Origin of the sequence: Fluviicola sp. (assembly GCF_039596355.1) — a bacterium.
Lineage (GTDB): Bacteria > Bacteroidota > Bacteroidia > Flavobacteriales_D > Crocinitomicaceae > Fluviicola.
Map to the genome: position 1 here is coordinate 22,287 of NZ_JBCNJW010000014.1, position 13,868 is coordinate 36,154.

Here is a 13,868-nt window from a genome sequence, read left to right on the forward strand (position 1 = left end):
CCATTAAAGTTTAATTTTCGAGAGATCTTTGAAAGCGTCTTTTTCTACGGCACTGATTTCTACGAGCAAATCTGCACATGCTTCAAAATCTTTTTGTTCCGTCAAACGGCCTTTGTAGATTCCGGACATTTGCAGGGCGCTGTCTCTCCACAAATCACCGGCTTTGGTCATTTTTTCGGAAACGCGCAGCAATTCGTCGTTCTGCATAATAGCAGCGGCTTCTTCCAGGAATGCGGCATAGAGGAAACGGAATCCGCCACCACCGGTACCGATTTCTTCCTGCATGCGGACAATTTGCCCGAGGTATAAACCAGCCTGGCGCGGTCCGAGTTTTTCTCTCCAGCCCCTGATTTTCTTGGAAGTATGTACAATTCCTTTTACTCCGGCAACCGATCCGGGAATATTCAGCATGTCTCTGCAATTGCGTTTGATTCCCTTCCGGATTCCGTTTTGAATTTGTTCTGTCGTGATTTTGTGAACCTCAACCGGGTAGTAGAGATGTCCTCTCGGAGCCAGTGCACCTTTTGCAAAACGGACTTTCTCGAGTTCTTCCGCGCTGATCGAAGTGGTGACTTCCATTACGGGATCACTCACCAGGTAGCGGTCACCCTCTTTCCCGAAAACAATCAGGTTGTGGGCGTTGAAGTGAAAACGGTATTCTTTCGGAAAGTAAGGCAGGTGAAACACACCGACCTGGCATCCGACCTGGATTCCCTGAGCCAGTTTTGCATCGAGGAATGCCATCGCATCTTTGGAATCTTTGAATTTTTTGCGCTCAACCTTCACATCCAGCGCTTTGCAGGTGCGCTTAAAAATAGCTCCCGGCATGGTTCTGAAGGAAATAGCAGGTCCGTTGTTCACGGTCATGAACGGAATGTGGATATAAAACAATCCCGAACCCATCCCGAAAGCCAAAGGCTCGGAAATGAAATCAACACCGTGGTGCTTTAAAAGGCTCACTGTTACGCCATTTTCACAATGCGCTGTTTGGTGATGAATAAATTCTGACACTAAGCTTTGAAATTTTTGAGTTCGTGAACGGAAACCTCAAACGCATCTGCATAGCGTTGAAGTACAGAATCGTTTAGTTTTCGGAAGACACCCGGTTTCAAATGTCTTTTGATTCTGAATTTCCAAATACCGGTATAACCTGCCAAAACGGTGTAATCCATCAACTTTTCTTCCATGAAGAACAGAATCGGGCTGGCTTCACCACGTTTGATTTTTTCCCGTGCATCGGAAGTTCTTCGTTCGATTTCCTTCCATGCCTCATCCAGGGCAACCTTCTTGGTTTCCCAGCCGGTGCTCAGTTCCGTATCGTAATGACCGTCTTCGTTCTTCACATAGCAAACCTCCCTTGTGAAATGTTCAAGAGCACTTTTATCCTGTGGAACGTCAGACTTTTTCATTTAACAAACAGTTAAGTACGCAAATACGTATGAGAATCGGGAACTTTCCGGAACCGCCAGCAAAATGGTGTCTCCGGTTTTCAGTTTACCGCTGTTGAACAATTCATCTACCATCAGGTAAATGGAACCTGCACCCACGTTTCCGCGTGTTTCCAGGTTTGTAAACCAGCGTTCTTTCGGAATTTCGTAATCGTATGCCAGCAACTCATCGTAGATTTTATCTGCGAAGAAGTAGCTCGACATGTGTGGTAAAAACCAGGTAATGTCTTCTTTTTGAATATTTTTCTCCTGCAGGATATCGTACATGCGCTTGAATCCGAGTTTCACGATGTGCTGATCCAGCAATTTCACATCCTGCTTGATACTGAGGATGGACTTTTCGATCATTTCCTGCGGCTCGAAATCCATGTAGCTTTTCAGCGTTCCGTCACTGCGTTTCTCTGAAGCCATGTACATACATGCTTCTACCTGGTTGGCGAAGGAAATTCCTTCCATCCAGTCGATGCGCAGTGAAATGCCGTCTTTGCTTTTCTGGTCTTCCAGCATGAACACTCCGGCTCCGTCAGAAAGCATCCAGCGGAGGAAGTCTTTATCGAAAGACAGGAACGGATTTTCTTCCAATTCGATCAATTTCTGGATTTCCAGTTCGAACTGATCCGAACGCAACACGCGGGATAAACGCTCAGAACCCGATGAAATGGCTTTTTTGCTCATTCCCGAAAGAATAGACATATAAGCATATTTCATAGCGTGCATCCCGGAGCAGCAAACTCCTGCCGGGGAAACCACTTCAATATTTCCGGATTCAGGCAGCCACCCGTGAACCATGACACCATGTGAAGGCATCATTTGCTCCGGAGAAGATGTTCCGCAACTGATCAAATCTACTTCTTTCAGTTCTTCCGGTTTGTTTTCAACTAATTTACGGATAGCAAGCGCTACCATTTGAGCATTGGTATGTGTTGCCTGACCGTTTTTGTCGATGGCATAATGACGGCTTTTAATCCCGTTATTACGTAAAACGATTCTGCGTGATTTAGATGCGCGGTCGTTGATCAACCCCAAATAGTCTTCCATCTCATCATTCGAAATGGGATCATTCGGTAAAAAAGATGCCGTACGTGTGATATATACTTCTTTCAAACTCATTCTTTATCTCAATTGAGTGCCTCTGTAATAAGCTAATTCGCGTTTAATGTGTTTTCCTGTAAAAGGGCGTACAAAGATATGATATATCGTTAAAACAATCGGCGAAACAATAAATAAAGCAAAGATCAGGTAATACTTAAAAAAGTTCACCCAGAACTTGCGGTTTCCGCCTTTTTCTGTCTTACTGGTAATCAGGTTCGCCCAGATTAAAAAAAGCTTTTTAGCTCTGGATTCAATGAATAAAATGGATATCGGAATTATGACGCCGCCCTTCGCAATGAGGGCATCCTGGAAGCTTTCTTCCTGGTTAGCGGCCAACTTTTCTTTCAATAATGCTCCGAACTGACTCACGCCTGCAATGTCTTCATCGGAAACACCTGGTTTGGGGAAAATTCCCCATTTTTTGGTTTTCTGTCCGGTCAGCATCCAGTGTAAAATGGTCACAACACTCACCAGGTTACTTGTCTTATCAATTAACGGCACATTTCCAATCAGTTTTCCTCCGGCAGAAGCAACCTGTTTTTTGACCGCTTCCTGGGAGTTGATCCACATATTCCGGCAACCAAGAACGGAAACGACCGGTGTGTCTTTCATCAATTTCCGGAACCCCTCGTTTTGCAGGATCGAAGATGCTGGTAAAGAGGGTGAAAGAAACCACGGCTGATACCCGAAAATGATCAGGTCATACTGCTCTCTGGCAAACGAAAGTTCCTTGATCGGGATCGGTTTTTCGAGAACGGTTTCAGGCATCGCATCAAAAAATGCCGGGCCGTTCCAGGGGAAAGGAAAAGGTGTGACAGGCTCGACTTTTACCCATTCTATTGTGCTGTCAACGAATGGTTTGCAGAAATTTTCAAGAATTTCCGTAAGCTGTCCCGACTGCGAATAATGTATAACTAAGATGTTCTGTGCCATAGTTAATTGGGGTCTGGGTGAAAGGATTTCACTTTTCACCAGTACAAATTTAGCAAGGTTTTGTTTCCAAACTACTTTTTGTGCCGTTTTGAAACAAGAATCATTCCAGTTTCATATTCAATTCTTTAAAGTTATCATTAGTTTTGTCCTTCATGGAATCAAGTCAGGCATCAATCAGCAGCATTTCCGGCTGTGTTATTATTCCCACCTACAACAATGAGCGCACGCTGGAGCGGGTGCTTCGCGGGGTGTTGGAATATGTTCCGGCCGAGCATGTGATCGTTGTCAATGACGGTTCTACCGATACTACACCCGATATCCTGGATCGGTTCAAAGATGCAATCACTATTTTGGTCAACGAGCCCAATCGGGGGAAAGGGTATTCACTTCGGAAAGCATTCAAGCATGCCCTGGAAAAAGGATATGAACATGCCCTGACGATTGATTCGGACGGACAGCATTATCCGAGTGATATCCCCTTACTGCTGGAGCAATCCGTTTTGAATCCCGGAGCAGTGATCATGGGCTCGCGGAATATGGAACAGGAAGGTGTTCCGCAGAAAAGTTCCTTCGGGAATAAGTTCTCCAATTTCTGGTTCAAAGTAGAAACATGGATTACGCTACCCGATACGCAAACCGGTTTTCGGATCTATCCTTTGAAGCCGATGAAGAAGATCTGGCTGTTTACCAACAAGTTTGAGCTGGAGATTGAGGTGATTGTGAAACTGGCCTGGCGGTTTGTTCCGTTCATTGCCGTTCCGATCCGGGTGAAATACGATCCGGATGAGCGCGTTTCACATTTCCGGCCTGCGCGGGATTTTACACGCATCAGCATTTTGAATACCTTTTTGGTGCTTACGGCCCTGATTTGGTATTACCCGCGGAAATTGTTTTCCATTCGGACCTGGAACGTGATCAAACACGAAGCGATCAAACCGGAGGAATCGAACGTTAAGAAAGCGCTTTCGATCGGTTTCGGCGTTTTTATGGGAATTGTTCCGATTTGGGGATTCCAGTTATTGATCGGGATTCCGCTGGCGGTTTTGTTCCGGATGAATAAAGTGTTGTTTATCGCTGCGGCGAATATTTCGATCCCACCGATGATTCCGTTCATTATTTACGGAAGTTTCCTGAGCGGACAGCTGTTTCTGACAGGAGAAACGAATGCGTTACAATTGACTGATCTGAGTTTAGAGGCCATTCAGTCCAATGCATATCAATACGTAGTTGGAGCCTGCGTTTTTGCAACCGTTGCTTTTGTTGCGGTTTTCCTGTTGAGCTTCGGATTACTGAAGTTGTTCCGCAAAGAACCAAACCACATAGATACATAGCTCGCATAGATTTTTGATGCTTCACGGCTAAGTGCAATTCATTCGGTTTATTTAACAAGCATTCAGGATAATGTTCTACCTATTGTGCTTTATGTGCACTATGTGGTTCCAAACAAATAGGTGTCATTATTGATAAATTCCTGAAAACTTCAAACAAATTCCCTCCGAAGTGCTGATCTGTCCGGAAACCTTCAAGCTTTGATCCTCCTGCTCCGCAATGGTCATTTTGAAAGTCGCATCAGCCGTGTTTTCCGGGTTTAGCACTGCGAGAAATTTGCTGTTTGCCAATGTTTTTAATTGGATCGGTCTGTTGAAATGGGTTCCCAGGATTTCCTTGACCATTTCCAGCTGCACCACACCCGGAGTAACCGGATTTCCCGGGAAGTGTCCGTCGAAAATAGCGTGTTTCGGATCGATTGAAACCTGTGCTTCAAGCACGTTTTCCGTAAAATTCAATGAATGGATGCGGTAAAAACTGTCTTTGAGTATCATTAGAATGTCGTGAATTTGCTATCGTTAATGGTTCCGTTTTGTTGCATATTGCTGAAGCTGTAAACCAGTTTGTCGGTATCGTTTTGCTTCATCGTGAGTTCTTTTAGCAAGAGCTCCTCTTTCCCGAAAATCAGGGAGATTTCAGCTACATAACGTTTCATTTTATCGCTTTTCGGAACCAGGATCAACTTGTAGTTGGATTTGTTTTCGTAGTACGTGATCTTAAAATCTTTTTCATTCAGAAATTCTCCGGTCATCATCTGAACCATCAATTGCTGAATTTTTTTCACTACCATTTTGGACGAAGCACTACTTACTTCCTTTCCTTTTTCCTGGAGTTTTACCTCCTTTCCGTTGATGAGGATAATCTGGCTGTCCGGTTTGTTTTTTTCCCAGCGGATCTTGTTTTCCTTCTTGTACCACATTTTCCCGCTTCCTTTCTGAGGAGTGTTCAGCAGGGAAGAGGAAGCCGTTTCCGTAAAATCGGCCTGGATGGATTTCGTTTCCTTGTGTTGTTTTTCCAACGCAGCTTTACAGGCTTTCGGATCGGAAATTTTGGTGTATTCCTGTGCGAACAGACTTGATCCTAACAGGAGGAAAAAGAAACTAATGGTGCATTTCATGAATGAATTTTTTCAATTGTTCTTGCTTTGCAAAGATAATACCATTCGCTTGCGCCCGTTGAATATATGCTTCCAAAACGGAAGCAGTATGTTCGCGGTTGTCGTGAAGGAGTACAATGCTGCTTTTTTGGGTCAATCGAACCAGGCGTTTCAGCAACTGTTCTTCGGATTTGAATGAATCGTAAGAACGTACGTTCCAGCCGATGATTTTCAGGTTTCGTTTTCGAAGCACACTCGCAATACTTGGATTCATGTATCCGATCGGCGGACGGAAAAGTGAAACGTTTCGCTGTGTCAGGATTTTCAGGGTATTTTCCGCGTGGTCAATTTCTGCCGCAATTTTCTTCCGGCTGTATAGCGCAAAGAAAATCGGGTGGTTTTGGGTGTGATTGCCGATTTCGTGCCCTTCATCCATGATGCGCCGAACGAGTTCCGGGTTTTCCTGTGCTTTTTTTCCGATCAGGAAGAAAAGTGCCTTGATTTGATGCTTTTGGAGAATGTCCAGTACTTTCGGAGTGTGAACCGGATCAGGCCCGTCGTCAAAGGTGAGAATAACCGCCTCCCGGGTATTTTTATAGATCGCCGGATAGAAATATTCGAAGCGGAGAAACAAAATCCCGCAGGATAGAATCACACAAAAAAGCACAACGATAGCAATAACAATCGTCCAAAAGTGCGGACTTTCCCGAAAGAGAAGAAAGCAGAGCAGAAGCGACAAACACCCAATAACGCTATTGAGTTTATGCTTCATTGCGGCTTACAAGTGTTAATCCCAGTTTCCCGGTTTCCTGGTTGTTTATGATCAATGCATTTTTAGCTTCCGGGTTTTCCAGGAACCAGTCGTGTGCCAGGTGAAGCGCAAAAGCAGAAGCGCTTTGGTAGTACCCGGAATAATCCAGGAAATGGTGGTGTTTCGCTCCGAACGAAGCAAACTGTTCACCGGCTTCGAGAATCAAGTCCGAATCGGTCAATTCTGTCTGCCGTGCTTTCAGAAAGGCTGAAACAGCCGCTTCCGGATTGTCACCGGAGAAGATCACCTGACACGCCCGAATGTGCGCAATACTTTGGTTTTTATCGGATGAAATGACCGCAAAAGTCGCTCCGGATGTAAAAGGATGCGTCGTTTCGATCAACGAACCGCGCAAGCGATCCAAAAATGGAATGGCTTCATCGGCCGCTCCGGCAAGCACGGATTTTTTGCCTTCGTCTACACACAGCATCGCATCCATCAGCGCTACTTCGAACGAAACAGCATTCTGCGTATGCGTCATGTTGTACGCATGGTTTTTCAGGTCCAGGGAAATCTGCCCCGAAATGGTATTGTGCGTGCTTTGAATAAAAGCAGTCGGCGAAAGAATATCTCCGCTAACGGTATTGATGGTCACAAGGAATTTCTCCGTATCCGTCAAACATCCGAGTCCTGTTCCCACAGAAATGGAATCGAACTCAAGCGCCACTTTTTCCTGGCATGCTTTGGAAGCGGCAATTCCCATACGCAGAATTGTGCTCAGGCGACGTAAAGCCGCCGCGGGAATATACGTTTTGTAATCCGGTGAAATGAGTGCATGATCCGCTTCGAGTGGTTTCAGAATGCTCCACAGGTTTTCCTTTTGAAAAGAATCCTGGTGTGTGATCGACTCGATATGTTGAATGAAATACATGCTATACCTTGCTTAAGATAATTGTTGAGTTGTTTCCGCCGAAACCAAAGGAATTGGAAAGAATGTGTTTCACGTCATTTCCTTCCGAATAGTTTTTGACCGGGGTAAGTCCCGTTTCTTCAATGGCCTGGCTGAAATTCAGGTTCGGAAGCAAACTTCCGTTGTTGAGTGCCAGGATGCCGAAAACCGCTTCGATTCCACCCGATGCTGCCAGCGTGTGACCCGTGTAGGCTTTCGTGGAACTGAAAGGAGGAACGGTGTTTCCGAACACGTTTTTAATTCCGTGAGATTCGGACAAATCATTGTTTGGAGTGGCAGTTCCGTGTGCGTTGATGTAATCAATGTCTTCCGGCTTCAAACCAGCTATGCTGAGTGCGCCTTTCATGGATAGGGTTGCTCCCAAACCTTCCGGTGAAGAAGCCGTTTGGTGATACGCATCCGAAGCATTGCTCCAGCCGGAAAGAACCGCCAGGGGTTTTTTGCCTGTTTTTTGGATCGTTTCTTCGGTTTCCAGGACCAGGAATCCTGCTCCTTCGCCGAGATTCAATCCTTTCCGGGTTTCGTCAAAAGGACGGCACCACTCATCGTCAAAGATCATCAGGGAACGGAATCCCGAGATGGTAAATTGCGAAAGTCCGTCCGTTCCGCCCACTACCGCGCGATCCAATTGTCCGTTCAGGAGCATTCGGGCTCCGAGCATCATGGAATTCGCCGCTGAAGAACAAGCGGTGGAAATGGTATTCACATAGCCGTCGATTCCCAGTTCTTTGGCAATTTGTTCGCTGGTAGTTCCGCTCGGATGATTGCGGTAGACGTTCAGATCGTCCGTTTCGCCGTTCAGGAAATCTTTGTACGCGATTTCGCTCACGTCCATTCCGCCGACAGATGTTCCGGAGATCAATCCCGTTTTCACATCCGCCAGCAATTCGTGGCCTTTGAAAGCTTCTTTTGCGGCAATCATTCCCAGCAAAGCGGTGCGTGATGCATGTTGTGTCAGTGAGAAACGCTCCACCAGCTCGTCATTCGACCAGCGGATTTCTCCCACTTTGAACCGTTCTGTATAGGTCTTCTGTCCCTGGCGGATTCCCGTTTTTTCGGAACGCAGGGAAATCAGGGTCTCTTCCACGTTTTCACCGATGGAAGAAATCACACCGTATCCAGTAACGTAAATGCGCATTTATTGATTTTTAGAAATGAAATCCGCCAGTGTGTTCACGGATTGAAAAATTTCTTTTCCCTGGCTTGGATCAGTTATCTTGATTCCGTAGTTTGAATCCAGCAATACGATGAACTCCAACGCATCGATGGAATCCAGTCCAAGTCCCTGATCTCCGAACAACGGAGCATCATCCTGAATATCTGCCGGAGTTAAATCTTCCAGGTTGAGCTGCTCAATGATTTGAGCCTTCAGGTTTTCTTTTAAGTCACTCATTTCTATATTGTTTAATTAGCGTTGAAAGTTCGATTTCGATTGTGTGTTCGGTTTTATCCGAAGGAGAAAGCAAAAATAGGAAACATTCTTGTTCGCCGTTCGTTTTTGCCTCTACCCATCCACACAGGCAAAGTGCATTTCCCTTGCTGAAACCGCTTTGTGCCCATGCCGCATAATTTTTCGGGTTGAACTGCTCTTCAATGAAAAAACAGTTTTCTCCGTACCATTTGTGGCGAATGCATAATTCACCCGTTACGATATTGGGCAAGGTGTAAACAAAGAGGGAAGGACTCGGATTGTTCAGTTTCTCATACGAATCCACAAACAGGTTATCCGTGTGCTGGCTGGAAGAGGTATTTGCGAAGATCAACGACAAGTCATTTTCCAGGTCTGTTCCTGCCGGGAAAAAAGGAAGGAGCAATTCCGTTCCGATAAAAGCCATTTTAGACAGCACGTCCATCTTATAGAACTTCGGGTATTCCACACCCAGCTGCTGGTAGGCCGATTTCAACGGATTTTCTTCCGCCTGCGTGTCAAAAACCGGCTCTCCGTTTAGTTTCACTCCCTTTGGACAAACGTAACTATGTGCTAATACCTTCATCCTTCTTTTTGTAAGATTAAACTTGCGTTGCCGCCGCCGAATCCGGAAGCCGTTTTCAGCACGGTTTTCAATTCCTTCGACTCCAGCTTCTGAATGATGTTCAACGGAACGGATGTTCCAGTTTCGCTGAAACCGATATTCGGGAACAAGAGGTTTTCCTCCATCGATACGATGCTCATAATGGTTTCGAGAATTCCCGCTGCTCCGAGCGTGTGCCCGAAGTAGCCTTTCATGCTGTTGAGCGGAACCTCGTTAAGTTGGGTTCTGCCAAAGGCAATGCTTTCCATTTCGTCGTTGAAAACGGTTGCTGTTCCGTGTGCGGAAATGAAATCAATATCTGAAGCGTTCAAGCCGCTTCTTTTGAATGTTTTCTCAATCGATCGCACCAAACCTTCTCCCGTGCGCGACGGCCCGGAAATGTGGTTGGCGTCATTGGAAGACGAACCGCCTTTGTACACAACCGCGTGGTCGTGCAATTTTTGGTTGGAAACGAGTACGATCCCGCAACCTTCACCCAGGGTGGTTCCATTACGGTTTTTGTCGAACGGTTTGCAGGCTTCTCCGCTCAGGGCAAAGAGGCTTTGAAAACCGTAGGAAACGAATTCCGAAACCGCATCAATCCCGATGACAAGCACCTGGTCATACGTATCTGACAGCAGGTAATCTGCCGCTGTATTGATGGCAATGACCCCGGAAATGCAGGCATTGGAAATAATGACTACCGGTGCTTCCGGGAAAAATTGGTTGATGATGGCATGGGTGCTCGAGAACGTATCTCCGGGCAACAGATCCAGGTTTCCTTTGGTGGAGCTCACAATCACTGCCGTTTTTCCGGTCAAAGTGATGTGTACATTTTCCAGTGCTTCGCGAAGCAGGTTGTCGTAACGATTTGCTGTGATTTCCGTGCGTTTTGCAAGTGGAAGACGCGTTCCCTGGAAACCGGCATGTTCGGTCATGCGGATTCCGGAGGTTCCTGTTTTGAACGCTTCCAGGTGCTGTTCGACGGTGTTCCCCAGCGGAGTAACCAGCGAAAGGTAGTGTATGTAAACGGATTTATTCATCCGTCCAGTTTTGTGCTTCTTCCCAGATGCGGTAAAATTCAGGTTTGATTAATTCGAGCGTGCGGTCGGAAGTGAACATGAACACCTGCATGGTCATTCCCGTTGCAGCAACCTGGTTCGTGTTGTTGTTAATCACTTCGTAACGGAATACGATCTTGGCTGAATCGTGTTGTTCGAGGATGACATTCACCAAAGCCTGTTCGCCGTAAAAAATGGAGGCTTTGTGCGAAATTTCCGACTTTACGATGGGGATGAAATACCCTTTTGCGTGTACATCGAGGTATTCGATTCCGTACTCCTTCCCGAAATGTTCGCGGGCATCTTCGAAAAACTTGAGGTAATTTCCGTGCCACACAACACCCATTGCATCCGTTTCACTGAAGCGGACAGGAATGAGAATGGACGATTTCAGGACTTTCATGCCAGAACGATTTTCATTTGACAACTCAACAACACTTCTCCGTTGGATTTCGCCGTTCCTTCGATCAGATGAATCGTGTCGAAGGTGCTCAGAATCTGCACCGATGTTTCGATCAGGTCATTTTCTTTTGCCGGAATTTGGTTCTGAACCTGTGTTACCGCACCGATGAACCCGATTTTCGGTTCACCATCTTCTTCCAGGCTGTTCAGGTAGCCGAATCCTGCAGCACAGGTTTGTGCAATATTTTCAATCAATGCTGATTCAGATAAAACACCATTCTCGAGGAACAGGTTATTTGAAGCAATGGTGAAAGTGCTCTGAAAACCATTCGGATCAGCGCTCACAAGCGCATCGATCATCACAAAAGGAGCCTTTTGCGGAATGATGGATGTGATATTTTCTTTGTTAATCAACATAGTATTCAAAAAAGTTAAACCATTGAGTCGGGCTGGCCTTGACCTGCTCTTCCAGGTGTTTCACGTACAACGCTGCAATTTTCTCCGGAGATTCGAACTCGGTCAGCGGATCCGTTGCGCTCAGTTCGTAGTGCGTGCTCCCTGATTTTACAGCATATACAAAGGTAAGCGGAACTTTGAATTTATGTGCCATAATGAACGGTCCGGCCGGAAATTCCGCTATTCCGTTGAGGAAGGGCAAACGAAAGTTTTTCTGCCCGGGGCTCGTCCGGTCGGCATGCAGGGCAATCAGTTCGTTGCGTTTCAATGCCTGGTGAATCAGGATGAGGTGTGAAAGATCGTCTTTGATGGGAATCAGTTTGTATTGTGATTTCCCGGCAGCGTCTTCGATATACGCCTTGATTTTCTGCACTTCGGCATCCAGCATCAGGATGTTGATCTTCAGAGTGATGCGTTCTCCGAGCAGGTTGCCCGCATTTTCCCAGTTTCCAAGGTGTGCAGAGAAGAGAAAACCTCCTTTTCCTGCTTCGTTCATGCGGATCAACGCTTCTTCGTTGTTGAAGCGGAACGTGAATAGCTTCTTGCGGGGCGTTTTCAGCGCAATGCGGTCAATGAGTGTTTGTCCGAAGATATAAAGGTTACGTGCCGTAGCCTTGGTTGCCTGCCATTTCGTGTAATGAAATCCTTTCTGGTAAAACGAAAGCAGTGCTTTTCGCGGTTTTCGTGAAAAGAGCAGAAAATAACCGGAAACCCCGATACAAAAGAAGTAAGCAAACCGGACTCCCAAAAACCGGATGGAGTAGATGAAAAATTTATACCCCCAAAGTGAACCCCGGGTTTTGCCGTCCCATTTTTGCTCCATTCGCGCTTAAGCGTTCAAACGTTGTTCAACTAAATCGTAGAAATCGTTAAAAGTTTCGATGCTTTTGAAATCTTCAGCGGTTGGTTTGATTCCTAAGTTTTCTTCAATCACCACAACCAAATCCACGTAGTCCAGGCTATCCAGATCGAGGGTTTGTTGCAGGTTGTTTTCAGGTAAAATCAATGCAGCATCAACCTCAAATTCCTCCGAAAGGAATTGTTTTGTTGTAAGAATGATGTCTTCTCTTTTCATATTTGTGTGGGGCTTCGCCTATTTTTTAAACTTTTTAATAATAAGGGAGGAGTTGGTTCCTCCGAATCCGAATGAATTGGACAGGAAACAGTCGATTTTGTGTTCCATGTAATTCGGGATGATATTGATTTTAGCCGAATGTTCGTCCGGGTTTTCAAAATTGATATTCGGTGCTACGAAATCGTTGTTCATCATCAGGAGCGAATACACCAGTTCGCTTGCTCCGGCCATCCAGCATTCGTGTCCGGTCATGCTTTTGGTAGAACTTACCGGAACTTTTGATCCCAGTACGCTGTAAATCGCTTCTGCTTCGGTAGAATCTCCGATTGGAGTAGATGTTGCATGCGCATTCACGTAATCGATATCTGCCGGCGTTAAATGGGCTTGTTTCAATGCCATATTCAGGGAGCGGAACTGCCCGTCGAAATTCGGATTGGAAATGTGATCTCCGTTGGAAGAAAACCCGAAACCAACGATTTCACCGAAAATCGGCGCATTGCGTTTCAGTGCAGATTCCAATGATTCGATGATCACCGTTGCCGCACCGCCTGAAGGCACCAACCCATCACGGTCTCTGTCGAACGGACGGCTTGCCTTGGAAGCATGGTCGTCGCGGACAGAGAAAGCTCCCAGTCCGTCAAAACTGCTCATGGCGTACACATTGATTTCCTGTGCACCACCGCACACCACGCGATCCTGCAACCCTTGTTTAATCAGCAGGTAACCCATCCCGATGGAATGAGAACCGGAAGAACAAGCGGCAGAAATGGTGAAGTTCATTCCTTTCAGCTTGTAAATCGTTGAAAGGTTCATGTTCACCGTAGAGTTCATATTCTGGAAGATATCACCGCTTCCGATCAATGTGGTATTTTTTTTCAGGCGCACTTTATCGTTTGTTTCCACGATTGCACCTGCTGTAGAGTCGTTTCCGAAGATGATCCCGGTTTCTGTTTTTTCCAGGAAATCTGCATCCAGCCCGGAACTTTCCATGGCTTGTTTGGTCGACATGAAAGCAAAGCGCGCCGGCTGGTGCATCCCGATCCGCTGGCGGCGGGATAAAAACGGATTCAGATCCGGTTCTGCCACCATTCCGGTGAAACAGGAACGGTACCCGAATTCTTTGCGTTCTTCGTCGTAAATGACACCGCTGCGCCCGAGTCGTAAAGACTCCAGAACTGTGTCCAGGTCTTCACCCAGGCACGAGTAAGCACCAATTCCAGTAATGACTACGCGATGTTCCATT

At 46.1% G+C, this 13,868-nt stretch carries 18 protein-coding genes; 1 reads left to right on the top strand and 17 read right to left on the bottom strand.

Features of this window, described 5'->3' with window-relative positions; genetic code table 11:
- Window positions 1-3: 3 nt before the first annotated feature.
- From ABDV94_RS18670 to ABDV94_RS18685, 4 genes are read right to left on the bottom strand one after another with little or no spacing between them, the layout of a single operon-like run.
- Window positions 4-1,011: a BtrH N-terminal domain-containing protein gene (locus ABDV94_RS18670; protein ID WP_343748740.1), complete on the bottom strand. Its 1,008-nt coding sequence runs from the start codon at window positions 1,009-1,011 to the stop codon at window positions 4-6.
- On the bottom strand, window positions 1,011-1,409 hold the full coding sequence (locus ABDV94_RS18675; RefSeq protein ID WP_343748741.1) for a hypothetical protein: 399 nt from the start codon (window positions 1,407-1,409) through the stop codon (window positions 1,011-1,013). The genes ABDV94_RS18670 and ABDV94_RS18675 overlap by 1 nt, the downstream gene beginning before the upstream one ends.
- The gene (locus ABDV94_RS18680) at window positions 1,410-2,558 is read right to left on the bottom strand and encodes a beta-ketoacyl-ACP synthase III (RefSeq protein WP_343748742.1); all 1,149 of its coding nucleotides are present in this window, start codon (window positions 2,556-2,558) and stop codon (window positions 1,410-1,412) included.
- Window positions 2,559-2,561: 3 nt separating this feature from the next.
- A complete protein-coding gene (locus tag ABDV94_RS18685; RefSeq protein ID WP_343748743.1) occupies window positions 2,562-3,473 on the bottom strand; it encodes a hypothetical protein in 912 nt (303 codons plus the stop codon).
- Between the two features lie 152 nt (window positions 3,474-3,625).
- Here ABDV94_RS18685 and ABDV94_RS18690 point away from each other — a divergent pair, with 152 nt between their 5' ends.
- Window positions 3,626-4,804 (top strand): DUF2062 domain-containing protein, encoded by a 1,179-nt coding sequence (locus ABDV94_RS18690; RefSeq protein WP_343748744.1) that lies wholly within the window; start codon window positions 3,626-3,628, stop codon window positions 4,802-4,804.
- Between the two features lie 126 nt (window positions 4,805-4,930).
- Here ABDV94_RS18690 and ABDV94_RS18695 read toward each other — a convergent pair whose 3' ends face one another.
- Genes ABDV94_RS18695 through ABDV94_RS18755 form a run of 13 tightly spaced genes read right to left on the bottom strand, consistent with a single transcriptional unit; the run spans window position 4,931 to window position 13,867 of the window.
- The gene (locus tag ABDV94_RS18695) at window positions 4,931-5,296 is read right to left on the bottom strand and encodes a hypothetical protein (protein WP_343748745.1); all 366 of its coding nucleotides are present in this window, start codon (window positions 5,294-5,296) and stop codon (window positions 4,931-4,933) included.
- Window positions 5,296-5,919, bottom strand: coding sequence for an outer membrane lipoprotein carrier protein LolA (locus tag ABDV94_RS18700; RefSeq protein WP_343748746.1), 624 nt, complete (start codon window positions 5,917-5,919; stop codon window positions 5,296-5,298). The genes ABDV94_RS18695 and ABDV94_RS18700 overlap by 1 nt, the downstream gene beginning before the upstream one ends.
- Window positions 5,903-6,670, bottom strand: a complete 768-nt coding sequence (locus tag ABDV94_RS18705) for a polysaccharide deacetylase family protein (protein WP_343748747.1) — start codon at window positions 6,668-6,670, stop codon at window positions 5,903-5,905. The genes ABDV94_RS18700 and ABDV94_RS18705 overlap by 17 nt, the downstream gene beginning before the upstream one ends.
- Window positions 6,660-7,580, bottom strand: coding sequence for a beta-ketoacyl synthase chain length factor (locus ABDV94_RS18710; protein ID WP_343748748.1), 921 nt, complete (start codon window positions 7,578-7,580; stop codon window positions 6,660-6,662). Before ABDV94_RS18710 ends, ABDV94_RS18705 begins: the two co-directional genes overlap by 11 nt.
- A 1-nt stretch (window position 7,581) precedes the next feature.
- On the bottom strand, window positions 7,582-8,757 hold the full coding sequence (locus tag ABDV94_RS18715) for a beta-ketoacyl-[acyl-carrier-protein] synthase family protein (RefSeq protein ID WP_343748749.1): 1,176 nt from the start codon (window positions 8,755-8,757) through the stop codon (window positions 7,582-7,584).
- Window positions 8,758-9,012: a phosphopantetheine-binding protein gene (locus ABDV94_RS18720; RefSeq protein ID WP_343748750.1), complete on the bottom strand. Its 255-nt coding sequence runs from the start codon at window positions 9,010-9,012 to the stop codon at window positions 8,758-8,760.
- A complete protein-coding gene (locus tag ABDV94_RS18725; protein ID WP_343748751.1) occupies window positions 9,005-9,613 on the bottom strand; it encodes a 3-oxoacyl-ACP synthase in 609 nt (202 codons plus the stop codon). The genes ABDV94_RS18720 and ABDV94_RS18725 overlap by 8 nt, the downstream gene beginning before the upstream one ends.
- Window positions 9,610-10,674 carry a beta-ketoacyl synthase N-terminal-like domain-containing protein gene (locus tag ABDV94_RS18730; protein WP_343748752.1) on the bottom strand — a complete coding sequence of 355 codons (1,065 nt, stop codon included), beginning with the start codon at window positions 10,672-10,674 and terminating at the stop codon, window positions 9,610-9,612. Before ABDV94_RS18730 ends, ABDV94_RS18725 begins: the two co-directional genes overlap by 4 nt.
- Window positions 10,667-11,095, bottom strand: coding sequence for an acyl-CoA thioesterase (locus ABDV94_RS18735; protein ID WP_343748753.1), 429 nt, complete (start codon window positions 11,093-11,095; stop codon window positions 10,667-10,669). Before ABDV94_RS18735 ends, ABDV94_RS18730 begins: the two co-directional genes overlap by 8 nt.
- Window positions 11,092-11,511 carry a hypothetical protein gene (locus tag ABDV94_RS18740; RefSeq protein ID WP_343748754.1) on the bottom strand — a complete coding sequence of 140 codons (420 nt, stop codon included), beginning with the start codon at window positions 11,509-11,511 and terminating at the stop codon, window positions 11,092-11,094. Before ABDV94_RS18740 ends, ABDV94_RS18735 begins: the two co-directional genes overlap by 4 nt.
- Complete coding sequence (locus ABDV94_RS18745; protein WP_343748755.1) at window positions 11,501-12,373, bottom strand: lipid A biosynthesis acyltransferase; 873 nt, start codon at window positions 12,371-12,373, stop codon at window positions 11,501-11,503. Before ABDV94_RS18745 ends, ABDV94_RS18740 begins: the two co-directional genes overlap by 11 nt.
- Window positions 12,374-12,379: 6 nt before the next feature.
- Window positions 12,380-12,625: a phosphopantetheine-binding protein gene (locus tag ABDV94_RS18750; RefSeq protein ID WP_343748756.1), complete on the bottom strand. Its 246-nt coding sequence runs from the start codon at window positions 12,623-12,625 to the stop codon at window positions 12,380-12,382.
- A gap of 18 nt (window positions 12,626-12,643) precedes the next feature.
- The gene (locus ABDV94_RS18755; RefSeq protein WP_343748757.1) at window positions 12,644-13,867 is read right to left on the bottom strand and encodes a beta-ketoacyl-[acyl-carrier-protein] synthase family protein; all 1,224 of its coding nucleotides are present in this window, start codon (window positions 13,865-13,867) and stop codon (window positions 12,644-12,646) included.
- Window position 13,868 lies beyond the last annotated feature (1 nt).

What these genes read in the sequence shown, in the direction of transcription:
- ABDV94_RS18755 (WP_343748757.1), bottom strand. Translation starts at nt 13,867, where the DNA reads ATGGAACATCGCGTAGTCATTACTGGAATTGGTGCTTACTCGTGCCTG.
- ABDV94_RS18700 (WP_343748746.1), bottom strand. Translation starts at nt 5,919, where the DNA reads ATGAAATGCACCATTAGTTTCTTTTTCCTCCTGTTAGGATCAAGTCTG.
- ABDV94_RS18730 (WP_343748752.1), bottom strand. Translation starts at nt 10,674, where the DNA reads ATGAATAAATCCGTTTACATACACTACCTTTCGCTGGTTACTCCGCTG.
- ABDV94_RS18750 (WP_343748756.1), bottom strand. Translation starts at nt 12,625, where the DNA reads ATGAAAAGAGAAGACATCATTCTTACAACAAAACAATTCCTTTCGGAG.
- ABDV94_RS18675 (WP_343748741.1), bottom strand. Translation starts at nt 1,409, where the DNA reads ATGAAAAAGTCTGACGTTCCACAGGATAAAAGTGCTCTTGAACATTTC.
- ABDV94_RS18690 (WP_343748744.1), top strand. Translation starts at nt 3,626, where the DNA reads ATGGAATCAAGTCAGGCATCAATCAGCAGCATTTCCGGCTGTGTTATT.
- ABDV94_RS18705 (WP_343748747.1), bottom strand. Translation starts at nt 6,670, where the DNA reads ATGAAGCATAAACTCAATAGCGTTATTGGGTGTTTGTCGCTTCTGCTC.
- ABDV94_RS18695 (WP_343748745.1), bottom strand. Translation starts at nt 5,296, where the DNA reads ATGATACTCAAAGACAGTTTTTACCGCATCCATTCATTGAATTTTACG.
- ABDV94_RS18685 (WP_343748743.1), bottom strand. Translation starts at nt 3,473, where the DNA reads ATGGCACAGAACATCTTAGTTATACATTATTCGCAGTCGGGACAGCTT.
- ABDV94_RS18740 (WP_343748754.1), bottom strand. Translation starts at nt 11,511, where the DNA reads ATGTTGATTAACAAAGAAAATATCACATCCATCATTCCGCAAAAGGCT.
- ABDV94_RS18680 (WP_343748742.1), bottom strand. Translation starts at nt 2,558, where the DNA reads ATGAGTTTGAAAGAAGTATATATCACACGTACGGCATCTTTTTTACCG.
- ABDV94_RS18725 (WP_343748751.1), bottom strand. Translation starts at nt 9,613, where the DNA reads ATGAAGGTATTAGCACATAGTTACGTTTGTCCAAAGGGAGTGAAACTA.
- ABDV94_RS18710 (WP_343748748.1), bottom strand. Translation starts at nt 7,580, where the DNA reads ATGTATTTCATTCAACATATCGAGTCGATCACACACCAGGATTCTTTT.
- ABDV94_RS18720 (WP_343748750.1), bottom strand. Translation starts at nt 9,012, where the DNA reads ATGAGTGACTTAAAAGAAAACCTGAAGGCTCAAATCATTGAGCAGCTC.
- ABDV94_RS18745 (WP_343748755.1), bottom strand. Translation starts at nt 12,373, where the DNA reads ATGGAGCAAAAATGGGACGGCAAAACCCGGGGTTCACTTTGGGGGTAT.
- ABDV94_RS18715 (WP_343748749.1), bottom strand. Translation starts at nt 8,757, where the DNA reads ATGCGCATTTACGTTACTGGATACGGTGTGATTTCTTCCATCGGTGAA.
- ABDV94_RS18735 (WP_343748753.1), bottom strand. Translation starts at nt 11,095, where the DNA reads ATGAAAGTCCTGAAATCGTCCATTCTCATTCCTGTCCGCTTCAGTGAA.